The organism is Bradyrhizobium lablabi (assembly GCF_018129385.1).
Classification (GTDB): Bacteria; Pseudomonadota; Alphaproteobacteria; order Rhizobiales; family Xanthobacteraceae; genus Bradyrhizobium; species Bradyrhizobium lablabi_C.
This window is the reverse complement of the sequence record NZ_JAFCLN010000002.1, coordinates 644,130-666,490: the sequence shown is the minus strand read 5'-3', so window position 1 is coordinate 666,490 and position 22,361 is coordinate 644,130. Positions and strand designations below refer to the sequence as shown.

The following is a 22,361-nucleotide window of genomic DNA, read 5'->3' as shown; positions in this document are numbered from 1 at the left end:
GCAACGGATCAGATGAGGGAATTGGCCGTCCGGCCGCCCTAGCGAGAGCAGTCCGTTTGTCCAAAGCGCCCTTAGTCGCGATCGTAGATGACGATGAAGCCGTCCGGGAGGCCCTCTCGGACCTCCTTCTGGTGCTGGAACTGTCGTGTCGCACGTTCGATCGAGCGGAGGCCTTCATGGCGGAATACGTCCCGGGCAGGTTCGATTGCCTGATCACCGACGTGAGCATGCCGGGCCATAGCGGCCTCGACCTGCTACAGCACCTGCGAACCATCGGCTCCCGGATTCCGGTCATCATCGTCACAGCCGATACCACCAGCGCAACCCGGTCGCGCGCCATCCACGGCGGCGCGCATGCCTATCTGACCAAGCCGGTCAGCAGCGAAGCCTTGCTTGGTCATTTGCAGTCCGCCCTGGCTGGCTCTCGCTGTGGCGATGACGGACGGGAAGTCTCCTGATGGCTAGCTTCGTCCACAAGGAGGTGAGGAGCCGGAGCGAGCCGGCCTTCACGTCTCCACCGGGAATGGAGCTGTCCGATTTCGCATCCGAAAGCGTGATCGTCCGCGACGGCCACGGCGTCATCAAGTACTGGAATGCGGCGTCGGAAGCTCTCTACGGATGGCCTGCCATGGCCATGATCGGACAGAATCTGGCAACGCTCCACCCATCCGGCGGCGACGACGCCGGCCATGCGAACGCGCTGATACGGGAGGGCCGATGGCAGGGCGTGGTCCGCCGCCGCTGCCTGACCGGCGCGGAAGTTACAGTCGCTATCAGGCAGACCGTGAGGCGTGACGCAGCCGGCACGTTGCTCGATATCGTTGAATTCGGACGAAATGCCGGAGAGATGTCCGAAGCGGCAACCCTGCGCATGGATGCCGAGCTTCAGGCTGGCCTTGCCGCCTGTTGGGAGCTCGATACCTCGTCCGCGCGCTCTGTGCTCCGAACCATCGGCGAACTCAGAAACCGCGGCATCATCGACAATCTCGATGAACACCCGGAATGGGTCGAAAAACTGCTGACTGCCACCCGCATCTCGGCCGTCAACAACCGCGCGGTGCGAATGTTCGGGGCGCATGCCGGTCTCGAGCAGATGGTCGGTCAACCCGTCGGCGCATTCTGGCCGGCCGAATGCCGTTCCGCGCTCGCGGCCCTGATCGAAGCCGTGGCCGATGACAGCTCGCGCCTCCATCGGCGCAAGATGGTCGCGGGCGGAACCATCCGCAACGCGGTCGTCAGGGCATGGCGTTGTGGCGAGCCAAAGCCGCCCGGCACCGTATTCGTGACGATCAACGGCGAAGCGAATGACGATCGCACCTCCTGGGAATTGCAGGCGAGCGAGGAGCGGTACCGCAAGCTGATTCAATATCTGCCGACCGCCCTGTGGCAAATCGATTCCCGGCGCATGGGAGAGGCGTTCGATCAATTGAAAGCAAACGGCGTACGCGACATCGCTGCCTATCTCGACCGGAATCCGGAGCTTGTCAGGCATTCCGGAGAGCTGGTGCGTATCACGGAAGTAAACCGGGATGCGGTATCGCTGTTTCGCGCCAAAAACGCCGCCGACCTCATCAAGCCCATTCGATATCTGTTTGTCGCCGCCAACGGGCTCGCCAAGCGGATCATGATCGCTCACTTCGAAGGCCGGCGGAATTTCTTCGAAGAGACCAGGATCCGCGCCTTTGACGGCACGGTGATCGATGTCCTGCTGACAGTCACATATCCGAGGCCACCCGAGCAGCTCGATACCACCTTTCTGACCATGCAGGACATCAGCGAAAGAGTGAACGCAGAGCAGCAGCTTCGAAAATTGCAGGCCGACTTCACCCATTGCGGCCGCATCGCGACGCTGGGCGAACTGGCCACCTCGATCGCGCACGAGATCAACCAGCCGCTCGCGGCGATCATGACCAATGGCGAGACCAGCCTGAGATGGCTGGCGCGCGACGATCACAACATCGAGAAGGTCACACAGCTCACGTCCCGGATCGTATCGAACGCGCGCCGGGCGAGCGATATCATTCATCGCATGCGCGGCATGGCGGCGAAGCAGGAAGGCGAGAAACATCTCGTCGACTTCAACGAGATCGTTGAAGAGGCTCTGCTGTTCATCCGTCATGACATCGAATCGAAGTTTGTTACCCTATCGATGTCGTTCGGCTCCGGCCTGCCCCGCGTCATGGGCGATCGAATCCAGTTGCAGCAGGTAATCATTAACCTGCTGGTCAACAGCATCCAGGCCATCACCCAGTCAGGGCAGCCGGTACGCCAGATAGATGTGCAGACATCGCTGGATCAGGATGGCTGGGTCGTGTTTTCCGTGCTTGACAACGGGCCGGGCCTTGCCGCCGCGGATATCGATCGCATCTTCGAGACTTTCTTCAGCACCAAGGAAGCCGGCATCGGCATCGGTCTCGCCATTTGCCAATCGATCATCTCCGCACATGGCGGCCAAATCTCGGGCTCGAACCGTCCGAACGGCGGCGCCCATTTCCGCTTTACGCTGCCGGTGCCGACGATTGTCGAGGCCGCCCCGCTGTAGCGACTTAATTCGGCCCTCTCAGCACGGTTGATTCACGACGCGATCGTTTGCACAACAGCGGACACTGCGTCCACCTATCCCAAGGTACGGGTCGATCTACCCGCCAAACCAGCGTCACTAGTCCCGCAGCATCCCTCATCATGGTGCGGGCCCTTCGCCCCGACGCAGTCTGCGGAGGGAGCGTCATGGCTTCCCCGATGCGAGCGCGATCCATGAGTAAACCTATCGTAAACGCTTCCTTGAACGATCAGCCGGCCGCTCCCGAGCAGCGCCAGCACCAAACGGCACTTGCCGACCACCGTTCTGCCAATGCGGAGATGGCGCGCGTACTCAGGACCGAACCGTTCCGCATGGCATTGGATGCCTCCGGCGCGGGCATTGCGCACTGGAAACATGAACCATTGCACGACGTCGTCGAGCCGATGAGCCACCACGTCATCATGGCTTACAATGGCACCATGCAGCGCATGGAGCGGCGGTCAGGAAGATCGGTTGCGATCGGAACGTTTCGCCCCGGGGTCGTGATCATCATTCCGGAGGGGTCCAGCTCCCGATGGGATATTCCGAAACCCGTCGATGTCGTGCAGCTCTACCTTCCTCACACAACGCTCGCGCGCGTTGCCGACGAGGCCAACGCCGCCGCGCCGATCAATCTCCTGGAGCGAACGGCGCATCCCGACGCCATTACATCGCGCTTGCTCCTGAGCGCAGCGGATGCCGTGGAGGGCAACGGGGCCCTGGATACGCTGTTCAGGCAGCAACTGACCGACTTGCTGGCGACGCGTCTCCTGGCTGCGCACACCGGCTCGCCAGCCACGGTCCAGCCGACCATGGGCGGGCTTTCGCCGAAGGTGCTGATCCGCGCTATCGAACGGTTGCGCTCGGACAGCGATGCGGACGTCTCGCTCTCGGCGCTCGCTTCGGAAGCCGGTCTGTCGCGCTTCCATTTCTGCCGCGCCTTCAAGGAAAGCGCCGGGCTTTCACCGCATGCCTGGCTGCGGCAGTACCGCCTCGAGCAGGCCATGGAGATGCTGCGCAACCCTGATGAGTCGATCGTCTCGGTCGCGGCCGCGCTTGGCTATTCCTCCCAGACCGCCTTCGCCGCGGCGTTCAAGAAGCTGACGGGCGAAACGCCGAGCGATTGGCGCAGGCGCATCCGCTAGCGCGGAGCAGACGCCACCGACGGCGACTTAATTCGGCCCGCTCACCAGGCTTTTGCTCGAGGGAGCGAATGACTGCGCAATAGCGGGCATCGCGTCCACCTATCCCAAGGTACAGGTCGAGCTACCCGCCAAACCAGCGTCACTAGACTCGCTGCACGATTCCGCGGCGCTGCGCCCCCCTTCATACTGCGACCACACGGAAGGCAATGGGGCCTTCGCCCGGCGCGATCGCGGAGTGGGCGCATGACCTTGCCGATGCGAGCACAGTCCATGAGCAAGCTGATCGCGAACGATCCTTCGAAGGCTCCGCCGGGCGCTCCCGAGGAACGCCAGCACCCATCAGCGCCTGCCGATCGACGTCCCGCCGATGCCGAAATGGAACGCGTGCTCAAGATGGCGCCGCTCCGCACGGCTTCAGACCCGTCGAATGGCGTGATTGCATACTGGAAACATGATCCCCTGCACGACATCGTCGAACCGATGGCTGATCACGTGATCATGACCTTTCCCGCCGGACCACAGCGGTTCGAGCGCCGGTCCGGAAAATCGGTTGTCGCCGGGACGGTGCGTTCGGGGACCGTGACGGTGATTCCGGCCGGATCGTCATCCCGATGGGACGTCTACGAGCCGCTGACGGTCGTTCACCTCTACCTTCCGCAGGCAACGCTCCAGCGGGTTGCTCTCGAAGCCGGCCTGGCCGGTCCCGGCGATCTCCTGGAGCGGACCGGGCATCCCGACCCCGTTACATCCCGGCTGCTCCTCAGCGCCACAGATGCGATGGAAGGCAGTACGACATTGGATGCGCTGTTCAGGCAGCAACTGACGGATCTCATGGCCACGCGCCTTTTGGCCGCCCACGCAGGTTCGCCTGCCGCCATACAGCCCGTCATCGGCGGGTTGTCGCCGACGACACTCCGCCGCGCCGTCGAGCGCCTGCGCTCGGACAGCGATGCGGACGTCTCGCTCGCGACGCTCGCTTCCGATGCCGGCCTGTCGCGCTTCCACTTCTGCCGCGCCTTCAAGGAGAGCACCGGGCTTTCGCCGCATGCCTGGCTGCGCCAGTACCGTCTCGAGCAGGCCATGGACATGCTGCGCAACCCCGAGACCTCGGTCATCTCGGTCGCAGCAGCGCTCGGCTACTCCTCCCAGACGGCTTTCGCCGCGGCCTTCAAGAAGCTGACGGGCGAGACGCCGAGCGATTGGCGGAGGCGCATGCGTTAGCAGCAATCTCTCTACAGGTACGGCAATCGCTCTGGGGCGGTCGAATATCTGGTTCGTTAATCATCGCAGTGTCCACACAACGACGTTCGGAGACAAACGATGGACTGGAAACACCTTGCAATTGCACCGCGACGAAGGGCCGTCGGGACCGCGCTCGTGTACGGACTTTCATTGACCGTGCGCTTCACTTCACCAACGGGCGAAGAAACGCCGATACAGGCCACGCACGGCGCCAATCCCCTGACCTCGATCATGATCAACAACGGCTCGCCCTCGAGGCCGGTGCTGCCGATCGCCCTGCGCGGCTGGCCGCTGGGTCCGAGAAGCTGCCGCGCGACATGTGAGGGCCCCGCGCTGATGTCGTCACTGCCCAACTGCGCCGCTCCGTAAGGACGCTCCGGTCCTCGTTTCACAATTCGCGTCATCGTCGATCGCAAGGCATGGCCGCCAAACGGCGGGCGGTGGTGACGCGCGCAAGTGCCTAGAAAATCCAACCCAGATCCAACCCCAGGAGTAAACCACATGCGACTGATCATCATCGGCGCCGGCTTCGCCGGCATGTACGCCGCCCTTTCTGCCGCCCGCCTGCGCGATGTCCAGGGCGTTTCGCCGCAAGAACTCGAGATCGCGCTGGTCGCGCCCGAGCCGACGCTGGTGGTCCGCCCGCGGCTCTATGAACCGAAGCCGGAAACCCTGACGGCGCCGTTGCTGGATGTCCTCAAGTCGATCGACGTCGACTACGTGCAGGGCAGCGCAGAGACCATCGACACCAAGGCGCAAACGGTGCAGATCGCGACCTCAAAGGGCACGCGGAAGACGTTGTCCTACAACCGTCTGGTGGTAGCCACCGGCAGCCGTCTGTTCCGTCCCAACATTCCTGGCCTTGCCGAGCACAGCTTTAGCGTCGATTCGCTCGATGACGCGGTCGCGCTCGACAAGCATTTGCATAGCCTGCCCGACCGGCCGGCCGTGAACGGGCGCGACACGGTCGTGGTTGCCGGCGGCGGCTTCACCGGCATCGAGGCGGCGACCGAGTTGCCCGCGCGGCTGCGGAAAATCTTCGGCAAGGACGCCAAGACGCGCGTGATCATCGTCGACCGCAACAGCGCGATTGCCCCCGACATGGGCGAAGGCCCCCGCCCCGTCATCGAGGAAGCCCTGCGCAAGCTTGGCGTGGAGACCCGGCTGGGCGCCGGAGTCGCCTCGCTCGACAAATCCGGCGTCACGCTTTCCAGCGGCGAACACATCGAAACCGAGACCGTGGTCTGGGCCGCCGGCATTCGCGCCGCGCCGCTGACCCAGCAGATCCCCGCCGAGCGCGACAATTTTGGCCGGCTGCTGGTCGACCGCTGCTTGCGCGTGCCCGGAGTGTCCGGCGTGTTCGCTACCGGCGATGCCGCGCGCGCGGCATGCGACGATGTCGGCAACTATGCGCTGATGTCGTGCCAGCACGCCACGCGCATGGGCGCGTTTGCCGGCAACAACGCCGCCGCCGAGCTGCTGGGCGTGCCGACCAAGCCGTACCACCAGAAGGCTTACGTCACCTGCCTCGACCTCGGTGAAGCCGGCGCGCTGTTCACGAACGGCTGGGAACGCAGGGTCCAGATGGTCGGCGATGTCGCCAAGAAGACCAAGCAGGAGATCAACACCGTGTGGATCTATCCGCCGAAGGCCGAGCGCGCCGCCGCGCTCGCCTCCGCCGATCCGGAGCGCGTCACCGACGTAAGCGGCTTCTAACACAATAAGGGCCGCGTTTCCCCGCGGGAAGCGCGGCCCGCCCGGGATCAAACGCAGGAGTTTCAAAAATGAATCAGATCATCCGCAACACTCAACAGGAGACGAACATGAACCTGCACATCACATCAAAGACCGAAGAGTTGGTCCCGTCGCGCTACGCGGTGCGGATCGGCGAGATCGACGTGCTGGTGGTCAGCGATGGCGTGCTGCCACTGCCCACCAAGATGCTGGCCCACAACGCCGACCCGGCCGACCGAGCGGCCTGGCTGCACGACATGTTTCTGCCGCCGGATGCGTTCGATTGGGCGCTGAACGTCGTCGTGGTGCGTAGCGGCGACCAGACCATCCTGATCGACGCCGGGCTGGGGTTCGACCCGGACTTGCAGTTGCCGCGGGCCGGACAGTTGATCAAGCGACTGGAGGCTGCCGGCATCGATCTTGGCGCCGTGACCGACGTGGTGCTGACCCACATGCACATGGACCACGTTGGCGGACTGATCGTCGACGGGGTGAAGGAACGGCTGCGTCCGGACCTGCGCATCCACGTGGCGGCCGCCGAGGTCAAGTTCTGGGAGTCGCCCGATTTCTCGCACACCAATATGCCGCAGGGATTCCCGGATGCGCTTCGGTCGGCCGCCAAGCGCTTTACGAAAGAATACGGCAGCCATCTGCGGACGTTCGAGGAGCAGCACGAGGTGGCGCCAGGAGTCGTCGTCCATCGGACCGGCGGCCACACCCCCGGGCACAGCGTAGTCCGCATCGCGTCCGGCGGTGACGCGCTGACATTCGCCGGCGACGCCGTGTTCGCGGTCGGGTTCGACGAACCCAACTGGCACAACGGTTTCGAGCACGACCCCGAGGAGGCCGCGCGCGTTCGCATCCATCTTTTGCGGCAGCTCGCCGAGAGCGGCGAGATGCTGGTGGCCACTCACCTGCCGTTCCCGTCTGTCGGCAGGGTGGCCGCCGATGGCGACGCCTTTCGCTGGGTGCCGGTGTTCTGGGACTACTGACCGCTTGCCGGGTCAGGCGACGGCCGATCCGGAGCGTGTGACCGACGGTCAATAGCCTCGCACCAAACAGGACCGCGCTCCCACGAAAGGAGCGCGGCTTGGACACAATCGTCAAACCAGGAGTTTTAGAGATGACCAAGCTGACCGTCGGCAAGACGGCCTTCGCCATGCCGCTGACGAATCCGGCCTTCCCGCCCGGCCCCTATCGCTTCGTCAACCGCGAATATTTCATCATCACGTACCGGACCGATCCCGAAGCGCTGCGCCGGATCGTGCCGGAACCGCTCGAGCTCGCCGAGCCGGTGGTGCACTACGAGTTCATCCGCATGCCCGACTCGACCGGTTTTGGCGACTACACCGAGAGCGGCCAGGTCATCCCGGTGTCGTACAAAGGCCAGGCCGGCGGCTTCGTCCATCAGATGTTCCTCAACGATCATCCGCCGATCGCCGGCGGACGCGAGTTGTGGGGCTTTCCCAAGAAGCTCGCGCAACCGAAACTTGCCGTCGAGATCGACACGCTGGTCGGCACGCTGAACTACGGTTCGGTGCGTATTGCCACCGGCACTATGGGCTACAAGCATCGCGCTCTCGACGCGTCGGTCGAAGCCAGAAAACTCGCCGCACCGAACTTCCTGCTCAAGATCATCCCGCATGTCGACGGCACCGCACGCATCTGCGAGCTGGTGCGCTTCCATCTCGAAGACATCAATGTGAAGGGCGCGTGGACCGGACCGGCGGCGCTCGACCTCTACTCGCACGCCCTCGCCCCCGTCGCCGAATTGCCGGTGCTGCAAGTGCTGTCGGCCAAGCATCTCGTTGCCGACCTCACGCTCGGGCTCGGCACCGTCGTCCACGACTACCTGGCTCCGGACGCTGCCGTACGCGGATCCCAGTCCAGGGTCCTCATCGAAGCGAATGCCGGCTGATCGGTCAGCCCCAATGCAAGGAGTTTTGGCAATGCTTAACGTCATGCGCGAACAGACTGATCCTGCGCCGCAGCAGTCCGGCAAGCCGCTGCCCTATGATGTCGTCGCCCTGGTGCTGCAAGGCGGCGGCGCGCTCGGCGCCTATCAGGCCGGCGTCTATGAAGGCCTGCACGAAGCCGGCATCCGGCCGAACTGGCTGGCCGGCATTTCGATCGGCGCGCTCAACGCCGCCATTATTGCGGGCTCACCCGAGGAAGAACGCGTTGCACGGCTGCGCGAGTTCTGGGAGATCATCTGTGCCCATTCGATCGAATGGCCCGCCGGCGAGGGACTGGCCGATGCCTTGCCCTTCGCGTTCGACATCAAGTCGGTGCGCAACGCGCTGGCGGCGACAAGAGCGCTGGTCCAGGGCCAGCCCGGCTTCTTCAAGCCACGCTTCCCCTCACCGCTCTGGTCGCCATTCTCGGGCGATGCCGCGACCAGCTTCTACGACACTGCGCCATTACACCAGACGCTGGAGCGGCTCGTCGACTTCGACCGGCTGAACTCGGGCGAGGTCCGCGTCAGCGTCGGTGCGGTCAACGTGCGCACCGGCAACCTGACCTATTTCGACACCGCCGAGCGCAAGCTTGGACCAAAGCATTTCATGGCATCCGGCGCCTTGCCGCCGGGATTCCCCGCCGTCGAAATCGAAGGCGAGCACTATTGGGACGGCGGCGTGGTTTCGAACACACCGCTTTCCCGCGTGTTGTCCGGCGAGCCATGCGACACGCTGACATTCCAGGTCGATCTCTGGTCGGCCAAGGGCCGCGTGCCCTACGACTTGATGGAAGTGTCGAGCCGGCAGAAGGACATCCAGTATTCCAGTCGCACGCGCGCCGTCACCGACCAGGTGCTGCGGACGCAGAAGATGCGTCAGGCGTTGCAGCGGGTGATGGAGGAACTGCCGGAAAGCGCCAAGGCGAAACCCGAGATCCGCGCCATCGCGGATATGGCACGCCATCGCTCCCACAACATCGTTCACCTGATCTATCAAACCAAGCTCCACGAAGGCCATTCGAGGGACTACGAGTTCGGACTGAGCGCGATGCGCGCGCATTGGCAGAGCGGACTCGAGGACATTCGCCGCACGCTGTCCGATCCGCGCCGTCTGGACCCGCCGCCGCCGGAGCTTGGCATCGTCACTCACGACGTTCATCGCCGCGATTGATCGCTCGGCGCGGTTTATCTGAAAGCATCGAAAGGAAATTGCCATGTTGAAGGGCAAAGTGGCCATCGTAACGGGGTCGACCAGCGGCATCGGCCTCGGGATCGCGCAGGAACTCGCAAAGCTCGGCGCTGACCTCGTGTTGAACGGCTTTGGTGACGCCGCCGAGATCGAAAAGATCCGCGGCGGAATCGAACGCCAGCAAGGCGTGCGTGTCGCCTATGACGGCGCCGACATGTCGAAGGGCGAGGCCGTGCACGGGCTGATCGAGACGACGGTCGAAAAGTTCGGGCGTCTCGACATCCTCGTGAACAATGCGGGCATCCAGTTCACCGCGCCGGTCGAGGAATTCCCGGCCGCCAAGTGGGATGCGATCCTCGCGATCAACCTGTCGGCCGCGTTCCACGGCACCGCGGCCGCAGTGCCGCAGATGAAGAAGCAGCGCTGGGGACGCATCGTCAACATCGCTTCCGCGCACGGTCTCGTCGCCTCGACGCACAAGGCGGCCTATGTCGCAGCCAAGCACGGACTGGTCGGACTCACCAAGGTGGTCGGCCTCGAGACCGCCGGCAGCGGCGTGACTTGCAATGCGGTCTGCCCCGGCTGGGTGCGAACGCCGCTGGTCGAAAAGCAGATCAGCGACATCGCCGCGCAGAAAGGCATCAGTCAGAAGGAAGCGACCAACGAGCTTCTTGCCGAGAAGCAACCGTCGCTCGAATTTGCGTCTCCGGAGCAGCTTGGCGGCACAGTCGCGTTCCTGTGCTCCGCCGCGGCGGACCAGATCACGGGCACCGCGATCTCCGTCGATGGCGGCTGGACCGCGCGGTAGCGAAAGGAGAGGAACATGTCCTCACCAGGGAAGAAGGTGGTCGGCTTGCTCTTGTGCGTCAGCGCGGCGGCGCTCGTCGCTGGAGGATGGGTCTGGTATCGCGCCGGCGAATCGTCGACCGACAACGCCTATGTCCGCGGCGACGTGACCTCGCTCGCGCCAAAGGTCGCGGGATACGTCACGGCAGTCGAGGTCGAAGACAATCAGTCCGTCCGGGCGGGCGACGTGCTGTTCCGGATCGACGATCGCGACTACCGCGCCAGGCTTGCGCAGGCAGAGGCCAACGTCGAATCCGCCCAGGCTCGTCTCACCAATGTCGATGCCGAGATCCAGCTTCAGCACGCGCTGGTCCGGCAGGCCGAGGCCCAGAAGCTTTCGACCATGGCCGAAAGGCATCTGGCGACCAAGGCCTCCGATCGCCGCCGTGAACTGATCCGCACCAACGCGGTCAGCCAGGCCCAGGTCGACGAAAGCGACGCCGCGCTGGCGAGAGCCGAAGCGGGCGTGTCGGCGGCATCGGCAACGGTAGAGGCGCAACAGCAGCGCATCGCGGTGCTCGCCACGCAGCGCGAAGCTGCCGTTGCCGCCGTGGCGCAGGCAAAGGCCGCACGCGATCTCGCCCAGATCGATCTGGACCACACCGTGGTGCATGCGCTGGTCGACGGCGTGATCGGCAACCGCCAGGTCCGCCTTGGCCGGCTTGTCGCGCCGGGCGCCTCCCTGCTCGACATCGTTCCGGTCAACGACGTGTGGGTGGTGGCGAATTTCAAGGAAACCCAGATCGAGAATATCCGGCCCGGTCAGCGCGTCCGCATCACCGTCGACGGATATCCGGACAAGACGATCGAAGGCGTGGTCGACAGCTTTGCACCCGGCAGCGGTTCTGCCTTCAGCATGCTGCCGGTGGACAATGCGACAGGCAATTTCATCCGCGTCGTTCAGCGCGTGCCGGTAAAGATTCGCCTTGCCGGCAACCCGTTGCCGGGCCGTATCGTGCCCGGGCTGTCCGCGCGCGTCGAGATCGACCGGGGAAGCGGCTCATGACCACGACGATTGCGCTGATGCCGGGCCGCGACAGGCCTGCGACCGGGTCTCTTCTGATCGCGGGCATCGTGCTTGCGACGCTGACGGAGGCGATCGCAAGCACCGTCCTGTCGCTCGGGCGCAACGATATCATCGGCGACATCTACGCAACGCCCGATGAGTTCGCCTGGCTGGACATCGGATACACCGCCGCGAAGCTTGTCGGATTCATGGTCACGCCATGGCTGATGAGCCGTGTCGATCCGTACCGCCTGATCGTCTGCGCGACTCTGATCATGGGTGTGGCTTGCGGCATCGCTGCGATCACAACCCGGCTCGACGTGCTGGTCGCGCTCCGCCTCATGCAGGGCTTCTCCGGCGGCGCCCTGCTTGTCAGCGGCCAGGCGATCATCTTCGTCGCTTACCCGCGATCTCGCCAGCCGATCCTCCAGGCCCTGTTCGCGATGGGATCGGTGGTCGCTCCCGCGACGATCGCCCCGGCGCTCCAGGGTTGGTTGATCGACAGCCGGTCCTGGATATGGATCTTCCTCAGCGTCATCCCGGTAGCCGCGGCGGCCACCGGATTGCTGTTGATGGCTGACGGTCCGAGGCGCGTTGCAACCGCACCTCGTCCGTTTGACTGGATCGGCGTCTCGCTGATTACCGTCGCCCTCTTCTGCCTCACTTACATCTTCAGCCAGGGAAGCCGATGGAACTGGTTCGATGAACCTCGTATCCTCTGGCTGACCGTGATCGGTGCAGCCAGCCTGATGCTATTTCTCGGCCAGCAGCTCATGGCCGACGGCCGTGGCCTTATCGACTTCACCATATTCCGCTCCGACGATTTTTCCTTCGCCTTCATCGTCAGTTTTGTCGCAGGCGCCGCATTATTCGGCAGCGCGTTCCTGATCCCCTCCTTTGCCGTATCCGTTCTGGCGTTCACGCCGACCGACGCCGGCCTGCTGCTGTTGCCGAGCGGGGCGCTCTTCGTCGGCGCGCTTCTGTTGGCCGCCTTCCTCATGCAGGCCCGCGGCGCGCCGCCGATCGCCACGGTGCCCTTCGGCATCCTGCTGATCATGCTTTCGATGTGGATGCTGTCGGGCTCGACCAGCGAAAGCGGCGCCCACGATATGATGCCGGCCATCCTGCTGCGCGGCTTTGGTCTCGGTTTCCTGTTCCTGTCGATCACCCTGATCGCCTTCAGCAACCTCGACAAGCGCAACCGCGCAGCGGGCATTGGTCTGTTCAATGCGGGCCGTCAGCTCGGCGGTCTCATGGGGGTCGCCGGACTTCAGACACTGATCGATCACAACGTGGTCAACAACGTCGCGGTACTCGGCGCGAGCGTTACTGCCGGCGCTTCTGCCGTCAGCGACCGGCTGGCGGCGATGTCCGCCATGCTCGCCGCAAAGGGAATGGACACCGTGGCCGCCGGCCGGGCCGCCACGATGCTGCTGGGCCGGGTCGTCACCGGTCAGTCCACCGTGATCGCCTTCGACACCGCGTTCAACGCCATCGCCCTGCTGTTCGTATTCGCCGCGCCGGTGCTGGTCGCCATCAAGATCGCGATCGCCCGCTACGCGAAGACGCACGCTGTGCGCAGTGAACCGGCATTGAGGAGCCGCGACACGAAACATCCCGCGCTGATTCCCGCATTACCGGACATTGCCGGATGGAGACCTGATGCGCGCGCCGAGGTCGTGCTGGCGATCAGCGCGACGCTCGCGCATCGCCGCGGCGCGCACGCTGATCTCAACAGTGTCCTCAAGAACTGCGGATACTCAAAGCAGGATATCCTCTCGGCATTCGAGAATATCGATGATGCCTTCGTTGCGGTTGCCGAACGCAAGGCCTCCCTCATATCCGAGCCGTTGGCGGCGCGTCCCGCTACCGTCGCCGATGTACGCGACACCCTGATCGCCTTCGGACGCATCGCCTGGAAGGAATATTCGACGACACTGGTCGGGCTTCTTCGGGTGGTGATGAGCGAAGGTACGCGCAACGTGCCGCTCAGGAAGCGGGTGTATGAGGCTGGGCCCGAGGCCGTCACGCTGAGGCTGCGGGAGTTTCTGTCGGAAGCGAACGAAAAGGGCGTCCTGTCGATATCGAACGCACACCTGGCCGCCGAGCAATTGATCGGGCGGCTGAGGGAGCCGCTTTATCAGGCGCTGATGCTGAATCCCGCAGCGAGCAGGGAAGAAGCACCCGCCGACAGCATCAAGGCCACCATCGACAAGTTCATCCATGGATGTGCGAGCCCGAGCAGCGCCGGCCCATGATCGATTTCTCGACGGCGCCAGGCCCAACGACACGCACCTTCTCACAGCCGGCAATTCACTGCTGACCCGGCTATGCCCTTTCTCAACAGTCCAAGGAAATCGAATATGCAGAATGAAAAGGTCGTCATCATCACGGGCGGCAGCTCCGGCATCGGGCGGGCAGCAGCGCTGCGCTTCGCCGGACAAGGCTACAAGGTGCTCATTACCGGCCGCCGTCCCGGCCCCATCGAAGAAACAATGTCCGAGCATGCCAACATCGCAGGCACGATGGCGGATAGCGCTTCCGCCGAGGATGCGAAGCGAACGATCGCCAAGGCGCTCGATAGCTGGGGCAGGATCGATGCCTTGGTCAATAATGCCGGCGCGGGCGCGATCCTTCCTCTGGCTGACACGACAGCCGAGCGGATTACGGACATCTTCTCCGTCAATGTGCTCGGCCCAAGCCTGCTCGCCTCTGCCGCGCTACCTCACCTGAAGGAGACGCGCGGAACGATCATCAACATCTCCAGCACATTTGGCCACAAGCCGGCGGCTGGGCTCGCCCATTACTCCGCCAGCAAGGCCGCCTTGGAACACTTGACTCGCTGCTGGGCGCTCGAGCTTGCACCGCTCGGCATTCGCGTGAACGCGGTTGCTCCGGGACCGACGGAGTCAGGCGCGTTGACCGGCATGATGGGGCTGTCCGCTGAACAGGCCGCGGCTGTCGAGGAGCAGGAGCGTGCGAGCATCCCGCTCGGCCGCCGCGGCGTTCCGAACGATATCGCGGAATGGATCGTGCAGCTTGCCGGCCCCGCTTCGCAATGGATGACGGGTCAGGTGATCGCCATCGATGGCGGCTTGGGATTGGCCTAGGACCGACGTCGCGCGGTGAGACGAACGAGCATATCTTCGATCCCGGGCGGCATTCAAGCCTGGGACCGTACGCGTACGGTGACACTCAACGGAGCCCATTCCGGGTCTCCTGCCAAGGAGTGTCACCATGTCCCGCCTCTCGATCGCAAAGCGCTCAATCAGCACCGCGGCCGCAATTCTCGTCTTGATCAGGCTACTGTCGCCGGCAAATGCAATGGAGCTGCCCGCGTCTGTTTCAGTCAGCGCGGCGTCGTATTACGCCGCCGCCCGGGCCGACGGGCAGAGCCGGCCCGTCATCGTGAGTTCGCGACTCCCCTGGCCTGCTCCGGTCGGCCATCGGCAACCGCGCCTCGCCGATATCCCGCAATCGAGCGGCCTCTCCGCATGGGAGCGCGAGCAACAGGTCCTCGACCGGGAGCTCGACCGCAAGCTGGTTATTTGCCGCGGATGCTGATCTCCATGCAATGCCGCGTGTTCGCTAATCCCGCGATTTCAACGAAACGGGTGCCGCCCCGGCACCCTTCGTCGGCCTGCGACTGGCGGGAGGATTCGCTTCCGCGCTCTCCGCAGGTTCAGCATCCGCATGCGTTTCGGGTCTTGCAAAGACCTCACGGCCGGACGGCTGCTGCGTCTTGCGCCACTGCGCCGGCGTGATGCCCATGTGGCTCTTGAATGCGCGCTGGAACGCCGCTTCCGACTGATACCCGACAGCCTCCGCCACGGCGCCCGTGGAGAGAGAAGATTTCTTCAATTCATTAGCCGCCACCGTCATCCTTATATCGGTCAGGAGATCGCTGGCCGATCGCCCGAGCTTCTCCTGGAATTGCCGCGCCATCGTCGCGCGCGACATGTTGGCGAGACGCGCAAGTTCGGGCAGCGACCATGCGCGGCCCGGCTCGTTGAACAGTGCGGCCACCGCCGGCGCCAGGCGCGGGTGACCGGCCAGCGCCAGCAGACCGCGCGGCGCATTATCCGTCTCACTCGCAAGCCGCAGCACCAGCGCGAACATCGCCGTCGAGAGCGCATTCAGCATCGCGCGGCCGCCGAGGCGATCATCCGCGGTCTCGCCGCGCATGAGCGAAACGATGCCGCCCAGCCGCGCGGCGGTGCCCTCCTGTCCGCTCCTGTCACCCGCATGCACGATGAGCAGCGGCGGCAGATAGCTGCGCAGCAGGCGATCGTGCGGGGGAGTGATCGCGAAGTGGCCGCACAACAGATCGAGCCGGTCGTCCGAACCGGGATTTTCAGAGATCGTGAAGTTGAGCGATGCGCGATTGCGCGCCGGCAACGGCGGCGCGCCGCTTCCGTCGTGCATGACATGACGCGGGTTGCCGGGAAGCAGAAGGATATCGCCCGCATTCAACTGCACCGGCCGGCCGCCCGAGGGATCGTCCAGGATCGCCGAACCGGCGAGCACGGCGTGATAGGGCATTTCGTTCGACGCGGCGGGGCCTTGGTCGATGCGCCACGGCACACCGTAGCTACAGCGCAGATCGAGCCGCCCGCGCACCGGCATCACCTCGAACAGCCGGCTGAGCCAATCCATGGCGGCCTCCCGAAACATCCAACGTGAGACGAATGAGCATATACTAGAGATTTTACGACATTCAAGGTCTCAAATTCGAACCCTATTGTCACTCCGTACTCATTCACCACCCCAACCACGGAGTGACATCATGTCCCGTCTTTCAGTCCCCAATCTCGAATCCGACACCGGCCCGTCGGGCCAGGTTTATGCCCAGATCAAGAAGGCGATCGGCAAGGTCCCGAACACGTATGCGGCGATCGCCGCGCACGGCCCCGCCGCGCTCAAGTCGGTGCTGGCCGCCGATGCGGTGCTTGCGGCGGGCACACTGAGCAAGCGTGACCAGGAGGTCATCAAGCTCGTCATCAGCGGCGCCGCCGGCTGCGACTACTGTGTCGCCGCGCACTCCTATCTCGCCAAGCTCGCCGGGCTCAAGCCCGAGGTGCTGAAGCAGATCCACGACGGCCGGCCTACCGGAGACGCCACGCGCGACGCGCTGATCGGCTTCGTCCGCAAGCTGGCGCAGTCCAGCGGCACCGTGAGCGATGCGGATTTCGCCGCGATCAAGGCCGCCGGCTACAGCGACGCGCAACTGGTCGAGATCAGCCTCGCGTTCGCGACCGTCGTCTTCACCAACGTCTTCAACCGCATCAACGACACCGAGATCGACTTCCCCGCAGTCGCGTGAAGCAACTGCATTGGAAGCAAGCATTCAAAGGATCATGACCATGACCACGATTTCCAACACCATGCAAAATCCACTCGTCCGCGCACTGCGCAACTCCGGCCTGCTTGCGGAGGACCTCGACTACCACATCGTTCGCACCTCGATGGTGATCATGTTTTTCTTCTTCGGTTACCAGAAGTGGTTTCCGTACGAGTTCGAACGGCTGGTTCCGTTTATCAGCAACGGGCCGCTGATCTGGTGGCTCTATCCCGTGTTCGGCCACGCCGGCGCGAGCTACTTCCTGGGTGTCTCCGAGTGGACGTTCGGCGCTCTTCTGCTCGCAGGCTTCTGGGACAAGCGGCTCGGCGTTCTCGGCGCGCTCGGCGCTACCGGTACCTTCATTGCGACCGTCACGATCATCCCGTTCATGCCCGAAGGTTGGGACGTCGCAGCGGGCGGTTTTCCTGCGATGACTGGCAACGTGCCTTTCCTGATGAAGGATGTCGTTCTGCTCGGCGTCTCGCTCTACCTCCTGCGGCAGGACGTGGTTCGCCTCATCCGGTAACGGAGTGACGGACCTGTATGCCGCGCGGCGACGGCCGGCCTGCTCTCCGAGGGCCGGCCGTCTGCTTTTATAATCGACGTTGAATTCCATCGTTATCGGCCGGCCGGATCGCCATTGCCCGACAATATCTGGGCGGCGCCGCCGAGGCCGCGACGGAAGGCTTCATCAAATGTGACGCCGCGAACCTGCCAGCGATGCGGGCGGCCCTGCCATTGCAGCTCCCAATCGGTGGCCCATCCGAGCGCGCGGTCATCCCACACCAGATGTCCGGTCAATGGCAGTATCGGGCCTTCCCCGGCCGGCGCCTCGAATCGCCCGGCCCACGTGCCCCGCGCTTCGATCTCCTTCGGCGGCAACACAATGGCCATCCCGCGCCTGTCGGCCGCGTCAAGCAACGCGTCCCGCTGTAGATCGGACTTTGCGCCATCAGCCGTGACGAAAAATTTCCGCGCTCCCTGCTCCATCTCGGCAAGCACGAAGAGGCGCGGACGCGGTGAAAGCCACGGCTTGAGGCCGAGCTTACCAAGCAGATCGTCGATTTTCTTTTCGTCGAAATCGACGGTGAGATCATAGGGCCGATCACGCGTGCCCTGTTCGTCGCGAATGGGCTTGCCCTCGAACTGATCGCGATAGCTGAATGCCTTGACGAAATCTTTTGCGTTCGATTTGTGAACCGCAAGCCGGCGATCGCCCGCCAGCTTCTGCGCGCCGGATACCTTGATGAGCACGTCCTCGAGACACCTGCCGAATCCGATCAGGCGATTGGCCTCGCCCTGCCCTGTGACGACAGTCTTGGTGCGATAGAGATCGGCTGCGTTCGCCGCCATCGCACCCGCGCACCAGATCAGGAACGCTGTTACGAACATCCTGGCGATGGCGAGACTCCGGTATCGCTTCATTTGCCTTCTCCGCGTCACTTGCCGCAAGCATTGCTCTGTCGACTCGGCCGGCCTACGATGTCATGAAATGATGGGTGGAAGCGAATGGCACTGATCAAATCAATCGAGACCGGATTCTACCGGATTCCGCTGACGGTTACTCTTTCAGACAGCACGCACGGCGAAATCAAGGCGTTTGAACTCGTGACATGCCGCGTCCGCGATTCCGACGGAGCTGAAGGCGTCGGCTATACCTACACCGTCGGCCGCAACGGCGGCGCGGTTGCCGATATTCTCAGGCGAGAAATTCCCGAGCTGGTCGCAGGCCGCGAGGCTGATGATACCGAAGCGATCTGGAATCACGTGTGGTGGGGCCTGCATTACGGCGGCCGCGGCGGGCCGGTCGTGCTCGCGCTTTCGGCGCTCGACATCGCGCTGTGGGACCTGAAGGCGCGCCGCGCCGGTCTGCCGCTGTTTCGCCTGCTCGGCGGCTTTGACGCGCGCGTGCCCTGCTATGCCGGCGGCATCGACCTCGATCTTTCGGTCGAAGCTTTGCTGAAGCAGACCGACGACAATCTCGCCAAGGGCTTTCGCGCCATCAAGATGAAGGTCGGCCGCCCCGACCTTGCTTCCGACGTCAAGCGCGTGCAGGCGATGCGCCGGCATCTCGGCGAAGGCTTTCCGCTGATGGCCGATGCCAACATGAAATGGACGGTTGAGGAAGCCATTCGCGCCGCGCGCGCCTTGCAGCCATATGATCTCACCTGGCTCGAGGAGCCGATCATTCCCGACGATATCGCAGGTCACGCCCGCATCATGTCGGCCGGCGGCGTGCCGATCGCGGCAGGCGAGAATTTGCGCTCGCTCTGGGAGTTCAAGAATTATATCGAGGCCGGTGCGGTCTCCTATCCGGAGCCCGACGTCACCAATTGCGGCGGCGTCACCTCCTTCATGAAGATCGCGCGGCTGGCGGAGGCATTCAATCTGCCAGTGACCAGCCACGGCGCGCATGATGTCACGGTGCATCTGCTCGCGGCCTGCCCGAACCGCTCCTATCTCGAGGCGCACGGATTCGGGCTTGGCCGCTACATCGAGCACCCGCTGGTGCTCGAACAGGGAATGGCCATAGCTCCAACGCGACTTGGCCATGGCATCACCTTCGACTGGGACGGACTGGCAAAACTCTCGCCGTAGCGCGTACGGCGAGAGCCGGGTCGCGGAGCCTATGACGAGTACTTCACCGTGCAGCCATAGGCGCGCGTCGCGGGATTGGAGACCGACTTTCCAGCCTTCAATTCGGCCAGCGCATCGTCGACAAAGTTCTTCGCATCCTTGACGTCAGCGGCGCGCGTCGTCGGCTTGTCGTCGATACCGCCGGCATAGGCGAGCACGCCGTCCGGCTTGATGATGTACATGTGCGGGGTGACGGTCGCGCCATAGGCGCGAGCGACCTGCTGCTTGGGATCGAGCAGCACTGACGATGGCTTTGCGTTGCGCTCCGCGGTGAGGGATTTGGCGCGGGCGGCATCCGCAAATCCCTGTTCACCGGGCGGCGAGGAGATGACGGTCAGCCAGACGATGCCCTGCTCGGTCCATTTCTTCTGTAGCGCCTGCATGTTGCCGGTGCCGTAATGCTTGCGGACATAGGGACAGCCGTCGTTGGTCCACTCCAGCACGACCGTCTTGCCTTTATAATCGTTGAGATTGACCGTCTTGCCGTCGGTGTTCACGGCCGAGAATGCGGGAGCCGGCGTGCCGACCTTCGGTTCTGCCTGCGACGGCGTACCGGCCAGCAGCAGAATGGCGGCGGAGGAAGCGAACATCGTCGTGAACGTGCGTCTATCCATTGTCTGTCTCCAACTTCGATGCGATCGGGTTCAGATTTGCTTGAGTGCATCCAGCACGAGCGATTGCGTCAGGATCTGCGGCAACACCACGGGTTCGCTGCCGCTGCGATATAGCACATAAAGCGGCACGCCGCTGCGGCCGAATTTCTCGAGCAGGCGCGTGATTTCCGGATTGCGATTGGTCCAGTCGCCCTTGAGATAAGCAATGCGCTTGGACCCGAATACCTCGCGCACGGCGCCCGTCGACAGGGCGGTCCGTTCGTTGACGAGGCAGGTGATGCACCAGGCCGCCGTCATGTTGACGAAGACCGGCTGCCCGGAAGCCAGCAGCGCATCGAGCTTCTGCTGGCTGAAGGCTTCGTAGCCGGCCTTCGACGATGCGGCCTGTGCGGTCGATTCAGTCGGTCGATTGAGGTCAATCACCACGGCAAGCGCGACCACACCGGCAAGCGCGATGGCGGTCAAGCCTTGAAAGGCACGCCTCGCTCCACTCGCATGCCCTTGCGACAGTCCATAAGCCCACGCGCCGAACGCGATCAACACAAGCGCTGCCAGCGCGGCGAGCAATCCCGTCGCGCCGACCTGAAAGCTGAGAACCCAGATCAGCCAGGCCACGGTCGCGTAGAGCGGGAAAGCAAGAAGCTGTTTCAGCGTTTCCATCCAGCGTCCTGGCTTTGGCAGCAGTCGTTGCAGGCCCGGGACAAAGGCCAGAATGAGAAACGGCAATGCGAGCCCAAGCCCGAGCGCGAGAAATACCGCTAGCCCAACGGCAAACGGCTGCACCAGCGCAAAGCCGATCGACGCCCCCATGAACGGCGCGGTGCATGGTGTCGCCACCACCGTTGCCAGCACGCCGGCAAAGAAAGAACCCGGCAGGCCGCCCTGTTGCAGAAGACGGCTTCCGCCGACGCGGGTCAGCGACGCGCCGACGGCCAGGATACCGGAAAGACTCAAGGCAAGCGCGAACAGGATGAACGCCAATGATGCGACCATCAGCGGCGACTGGAGCTGAAAGCCCCAGCCGATCTCGGCGCCGCCGGCGCGCAGCCCATACAGCACTCCTGCCAGAATGGTGAAGCAGGCCAGTATCCCCAGCGCATAGGCGATGCCATGCAGGCGCACGCGGCGCGGCGTCTCGGCTCTTTGCTCGGTCAGATGCAGGATCTTGATCGACAGCACCGGGAAGACGCAGGGCATGAAGTTGAGGATGACGCCCGCGATCAGCGCGAACATCATGGCGTAGAGCAGCGTCATGCCGCCCTCGCCTGCCGCCGGGCCGGCAGACGGCGTCGCCTCGATCGCAAAGGCATGCGGGACAGTCTTGCCGCCGATGTCCTCCTCCAGCACCAGCACGCCGTCGATCGCTTTTGGAATCGTTTTCGCGATCTGGCTGCGTTCGATGGTGATCTGCGTCGTCTGCCCATCGTTGCGCAAAATCTGCTTTGGGGCATTTTCGATCAGCGAATTGTCGTAGGGGAAGAATGTCGCCGAGCGGATGGCGTCGCCGCGCAGGTCGCTGGCGTGCAGCGACAGCGTGATTGTTTTCGCGTCGGTGCCAAAGGTCGCGTTCCAAGGCGATGGTTGCGGCAGCTTGCCGCGGGCCGCATCGAACAAGACATTGGTCTGGGACGGCGCGCCCGGCTGCGCGACAGGAACCGCGAGCGAGACCGAGGCCTCACCGGGGATGCAGATTTTCTCGCAGACGAGATAGCCGACATCGGCGGCGAGATTGGCCGTGGTACCAGGCGCAAGGTCGCGCGGCGGCGTGATACGCGCCAGCAGGATCGTTTCGCCCTCGTAGCCAAAGTTTGCGGCCGGCCCGACCCGGATCAGCGATGGCGCTGGCCATTCGATATCGCCGGCCGAAAAGCCTTGCGGCAATTTCCAGGTCACCTGCGTCGGCTCGCCGGAGTCGCCGGGATTTCGCCAGTAGGTGTGCCAATGCTGCTTCATCGTCAGCTTCACGCCGACGCTGAAAGGCTCGCCCGGCACGATGGCCGCGGGCTCGGCCAACAACTCAACCTTGACGAGGTCAGCCGCGTTCTGCGCCCGCGCGGACGTGAACGCGAGGGCGAACAGGCATAGGCCTA

The 22,361-nt window shown here is 63.9% G+C and carries 21 protein-coding genes and 1 pseudogene; 18 read left to right on the top strand and 4 right to left on the bottom strand.

The window, feature by feature from the left end:
• Positions 1-56 precede the first annotated feature (56 nt).
• The 15 genes and pseudogenes from JQ628_RS06495 to JQ628_RS06430 all read left to right on the top strand — a co-directional run bounded on the left by JQ628_RS06495 (position 57) and on the right by JQ628_RS06430 (position 15,243).
• A complete protein-coding gene (locus JQ628_RS06495; protein WP_212220956.1) occupies positions 57-458 on the top strand; it encodes a response regulator transcription factor in 402 nt (133 codons plus the stop codon).
• Positions 458-2,542, top strand: a complete 2,085-nt coding sequence (locus JQ628_RS06490) for a PAS domain-containing sensor histidine kinase (protein ID WP_212220954.1) — start codon at positions 458-460, stop codon at positions 2,540-2,542. Before JQ628_RS06495 ends, JQ628_RS06490 begins: the two co-directional genes overlap by 1 nt.
• A gap of 212 nt (positions 2,543-2,754) precedes the next feature.
• Complete coding sequence (locus tag JQ628_RS06485; RefSeq protein WP_212220951.1) at positions 2,755-3,705, top strand: helix-turn-helix transcriptional regulator; 951 nt, start codon at positions 2,755-2,757, stop codon at positions 3,703-3,705.
• A 270-nt stretch (positions 3,706-3,975) separates the two neighbouring features.
• Positions 3,976-4,926 (top strand): helix-turn-helix domain-containing protein, encoded by a 951-nt coding sequence (locus tag JQ628_RS06480; RefSeq protein WP_212220948.1) that lies wholly within the window; start codon positions 3,976-3,978, stop codon positions 4,924-4,926.
• A 99-nt stretch (positions 4,927-5,025) separates the two neighbouring features.
• Entirely contained in the window at positions 5,026-5,316 is a 291-nt protein-coding gene (locus JQ628_RS06475) for a hypothetical protein (RefSeq protein WP_212220945.1), read from the top strand.
• Between the two features lie 132 nt (positions 5,317-5,448).
• The gene (locus tag JQ628_RS06470; RefSeq protein WP_212220942.1) at positions 5,449-6,663 is read left to right on the top strand and encodes an NAD(P)/FAD-dependent oxidoreductase; all 1,215 of its coding nucleotides are present in this window, start codon (positions 5,449-5,451) and stop codon (positions 6,661-6,663) included.
• Between the two features lie 68 nt (positions 6,664-6,731).
• The gene (locus tag JQ628_RS06465) at positions 6,732-7,673 is read left to right on the top strand and encodes an MBL fold metallo-hydrolase (protein WP_212220939.1); all 942 of its coding nucleotides are present in this window, start codon (positions 6,732-6,734) and stop codon (positions 7,671-7,673) included.
• Positions 7,674-7,804: 131 nt separating this feature from the next.
• Positions 7,805-8,599 carry an acetoacetate decarboxylase gene (locus tag JQ628_RS06460; RefSeq protein ID WP_212220936.1) on the top strand — a complete coding sequence of 265 codons (795 nt, stop codon included), beginning with the start codon at positions 7,805-7,807 and terminating at the stop codon, positions 8,597-8,599.
• 31 nt (positions 8,600-8,630) lie between these two features.
• Positions 8,631-9,809: a DUF3734 domain-containing protein gene (locus JQ628_RS06455; RefSeq protein ID WP_212220932.1), complete on the top strand. Its 1,179-nt coding sequence runs from the start codon at positions 8,631-8,633 to the stop codon at positions 9,807-9,809.
• A 43-nt stretch (positions 9,810-9,852) separates the two neighbouring features.
• Positions 9,853-10,635, top strand: a complete 783-nt coding sequence (locus JQ628_RS06450; RefSeq protein WP_212220929.1) for a 3-hydroxybutyrate dehydrogenase — start codon at positions 9,853-9,855, stop codon at positions 10,633-10,635.
• Between the two features lie 15 nt (positions 10,636-10,650).
• Complete coding sequence (locus JQ628_RS06445) at positions 10,651-11,679, top strand: HlyD family secretion protein (RefSeq protein ID WP_212220926.1); 1,029 nt, start codon at positions 10,651-10,653, stop codon at positions 11,677-11,679.
• Positions 11,676-13,283, top strand: a pseudogene (locus JQ628_RS06440) (DHA2 family efflux MFS transporter permease subunit); the annotation flags it as partial. The gene JQ628_RS06445 and the pseudogene JQ628_RS06440, both read left to right, overlap by 4 nt.
• 75 nt (positions 13,284-13,358) lie before the next feature.
• The gene (locus tag JQ628_RS34690; protein WP_433996113.1) at positions 13,359-13,937 is read left to right on the top strand and encodes a TetR/AcrR family transcriptional regulator C-terminal domain-containing protein; all 579 of its coding nucleotides are present in this window, start codon (positions 13,359-13,361) and stop codon (positions 13,935-13,937) included.
• Positions 13,938-14,042: 105 nt separating this feature from the next.
• Positions 14,043-14,789, top strand: coding sequence for an SDR family NAD(P)-dependent oxidoreductase (locus JQ628_RS06435; protein WP_212220921.1), 747 nt, complete (start codon positions 14,043-14,045; stop codon positions 14,787-14,789).
• Between the two features lie 127 nt (positions 14,790-14,916).
• Entirely contained in the window at positions 14,917-15,243 is a 327-nt protein-coding gene (locus JQ628_RS06430; protein WP_212220918.1) for a hypothetical protein, read from the top strand.
• Between the two features lie 24 nt (positions 15,244-15,267).
• On the opposite strand, the gene JQ628_RS06425 is transcribed toward JQ628_RS06430, so the two are convergent.
• Positions 15,268-16,335, bottom strand: a complete 1,068-nt coding sequence (locus JQ628_RS06425; protein WP_212220915.1) for an AraC family transcriptional regulator — start codon at positions 16,333-16,335, stop codon at positions 15,268-15,270.
• A 130-nt stretch (positions 16,336-16,465) separates the two neighbouring features.
• On the opposite strand from JQ628_RS06425, the gene JQ628_RS06420 reads away from it, so the two are divergent.
• Together JQ628_RS06420 and JQ628_RS06415 are read left to right on the top strand one after the other, a co-directional pair.
• Positions 16,466-17,002, top strand: a complete 537-nt coding sequence (locus JQ628_RS06420) for a carboxymuconolactone decarboxylase family protein (protein ID WP_212220912.1) — start codon at positions 16,466-16,468, stop codon at positions 17,000-17,002.
• Between the two features lie 40 nt (positions 17,003-17,042).
• Positions 17,043-17,546, top strand: coding sequence for a YkgB family protein (locus tag JQ628_RS06415; protein WP_212220909.1), 504 nt, complete (start codon positions 17,043-17,045; stop codon positions 17,544-17,546).
• A gap of 92 nt (positions 17,547-17,638) precedes the next feature.
• Here the strand turns inward: JQ628_RS06415 and JQ628_RS06410 are convergent, their stop codons facing one another.
• Positions 17,639-18,445: a DUF2066 domain-containing protein gene (locus tag JQ628_RS06410; protein WP_212220906.1), complete on the bottom strand. Its 807-nt coding sequence runs from the start codon at positions 18,443-18,445 to the stop codon at positions 17,639-17,641.
• A gap of 84 nt (positions 18,446-18,529) precedes the next feature.
• Between JQ628_RS06410 and JQ628_RS06405 the strand changes: the two genes are divergently transcribed.
• Positions 18,530-19,618 carry a mandelate racemase/muconate lactonizing enzyme family protein gene (locus tag JQ628_RS06405; protein WP_212220903.1) on the top strand — a complete coding sequence of 363 codons (1,089 nt, stop codon included), beginning with the start codon at positions 18,530-18,532 and terminating at the stop codon, positions 19,616-19,618.
• A gap of 29 nt (positions 19,619-19,647) precedes the next feature.
• On the opposite strand, the gene JQ628_RS06400 is transcribed toward JQ628_RS06405, so the two are convergent.
• Both JQ628_RS06400 and JQ628_RS06395 read right to left on the bottom strand, forming a co-directional pair.
• A complete protein-coding gene (locus tag JQ628_RS06400) occupies positions 19,648-20,271 on the bottom strand; it encodes a thioredoxin family protein (RefSeq protein ID WP_212220900.1) in 624 nt (207 codons plus the stop codon).
• 30 nt (positions 20,272-20,301) lie between these two features.
• Positions 20,302-22,284: a protein-disulfide reductase DsbD family protein gene (locus JQ628_RS06395; protein WP_249127508.1), complete on the bottom strand. Its 1,983-nt coding sequence runs from the start codon at positions 22,282-22,284 to the stop codon at positions 20,302-20,304.
• Positions 22,285-22,361 lie beyond the last annotated feature (77 nt).

Bases quoted from the DNA above. Each gene is read 5' to 3' on its own strand.
- JQ628_RS06490 (WP_212220954.1), top strand. From the start codon at position 458: ATGGCTAGCTTCGTCCACAAGGAGGTGAGGAGCCGGAGCGAGCCGGCC.
- JQ628_RS06485 (WP_212220951.1), top strand. From the start codon at position 2,755: ATGAGTAAACCTATCGTAAACGCTTCCTTGAACGATCAGCCGGCCGCT.
- JQ628_RS06480 (WP_212220948.1), top strand. From the start codon at position 3,976: ATGAGCAAGCTGATCGCGAACGATCCTTCGAAGGCTCCGCCGGGCGCT.
- JQ628_RS06475 (WP_212220945.1), top strand. From the start codon at position 5,026: ATGGACTGGAAACACCTTGCAATTGCACCGCGACGAAGGGCCGTCGGG.
- JQ628_RS06470 (WP_212220942.1), top strand. From the start codon at position 5,449: ATGCGACTGATCATCATCGGCGCCGGCTTCGCCGGCATGTACGCCGCC.
- JQ628_RS06465 (WP_212220939.1), top strand. From the start codon at position 6,732: ATGAATCAGATCATCCGCAACACTCAACAGGAGACGAACATGAACCTG.
- JQ628_RS06460 (WP_212220936.1), top strand. From the start codon at position 7,805: ATGACCAAGCTGACCGTCGGCAAGACGGCCTTCGCCATGCCGCTGACG.
- JQ628_RS06455 (WP_212220932.1), top strand. From the start codon at position 8,631: ATGCTTAACGTCATGCGCGAACAGACTGATCCTGCGCCGCAGCAGTCC.
- JQ628_RS06450 (WP_212220929.1), top strand. From the start codon at position 9,853: ATGTTGAAGGGCAAAGTGGCCATCGTAACGGGGTCGACCAGCGGCATC.
- JQ628_RS06445 (WP_212220926.1), top strand. From the start codon at position 10,651: ATGTCCTCACCAGGGAAGAAGGTGGTCGGCTTGCTCTTGTGCGTCAGC.
- JQ628_RS06435 (WP_212220921.1), top strand. From the start codon at position 14,043: ATGCAGAATGAAAAGGTCGTCATCATCACGGGCGGCAGCTCCGGCATC.
- JQ628_RS06430 (WP_212220918.1), top strand. From the start codon at position 14,917: ATGTCCCGCCTCTCGATCGCAAAGCGCTCAATCAGCACCGCGGCCGCA.
- JQ628_RS06425 (WP_212220915.1), bottom strand. From the start codon at position 16,335: ATGGATTGGCTCAGCCGGCTGTTCGAGGTGATGCCGGTGCGCGGGCGG.
- JQ628_RS06420 (WP_212220912.1), top strand. From the start codon at position 16,466: ATGTCCCGTCTTTCAGTCCCCAATCTCGAATCCGACACCGGCCCGTCG.
- JQ628_RS06415 (WP_212220909.1), top strand. From the start codon at position 17,043: ATGACCACGATTTCCAACACCATGCAAAATCCACTCGTCCGCGCACTG.
- JQ628_RS06410 (WP_212220906.1), bottom strand. From the start codon at position 18,445: ATGAAGCGATACCGGAGTCTCGCCATCGCCAGGATGTTCGTAACAGCG.
- JQ628_RS06405 (WP_212220903.1), top strand. From the start codon at position 18,530: ATGGCACTGATCAAATCAATCGAGACCGGATTCTACCGGATTCCGCTG.
- JQ628_RS06400 (WP_212220900.1), bottom strand. From the start codon at position 20,271: ATGGATAGACGCACGTTCACGACGATGTTCGCTTCCTCCGCCGCCATT.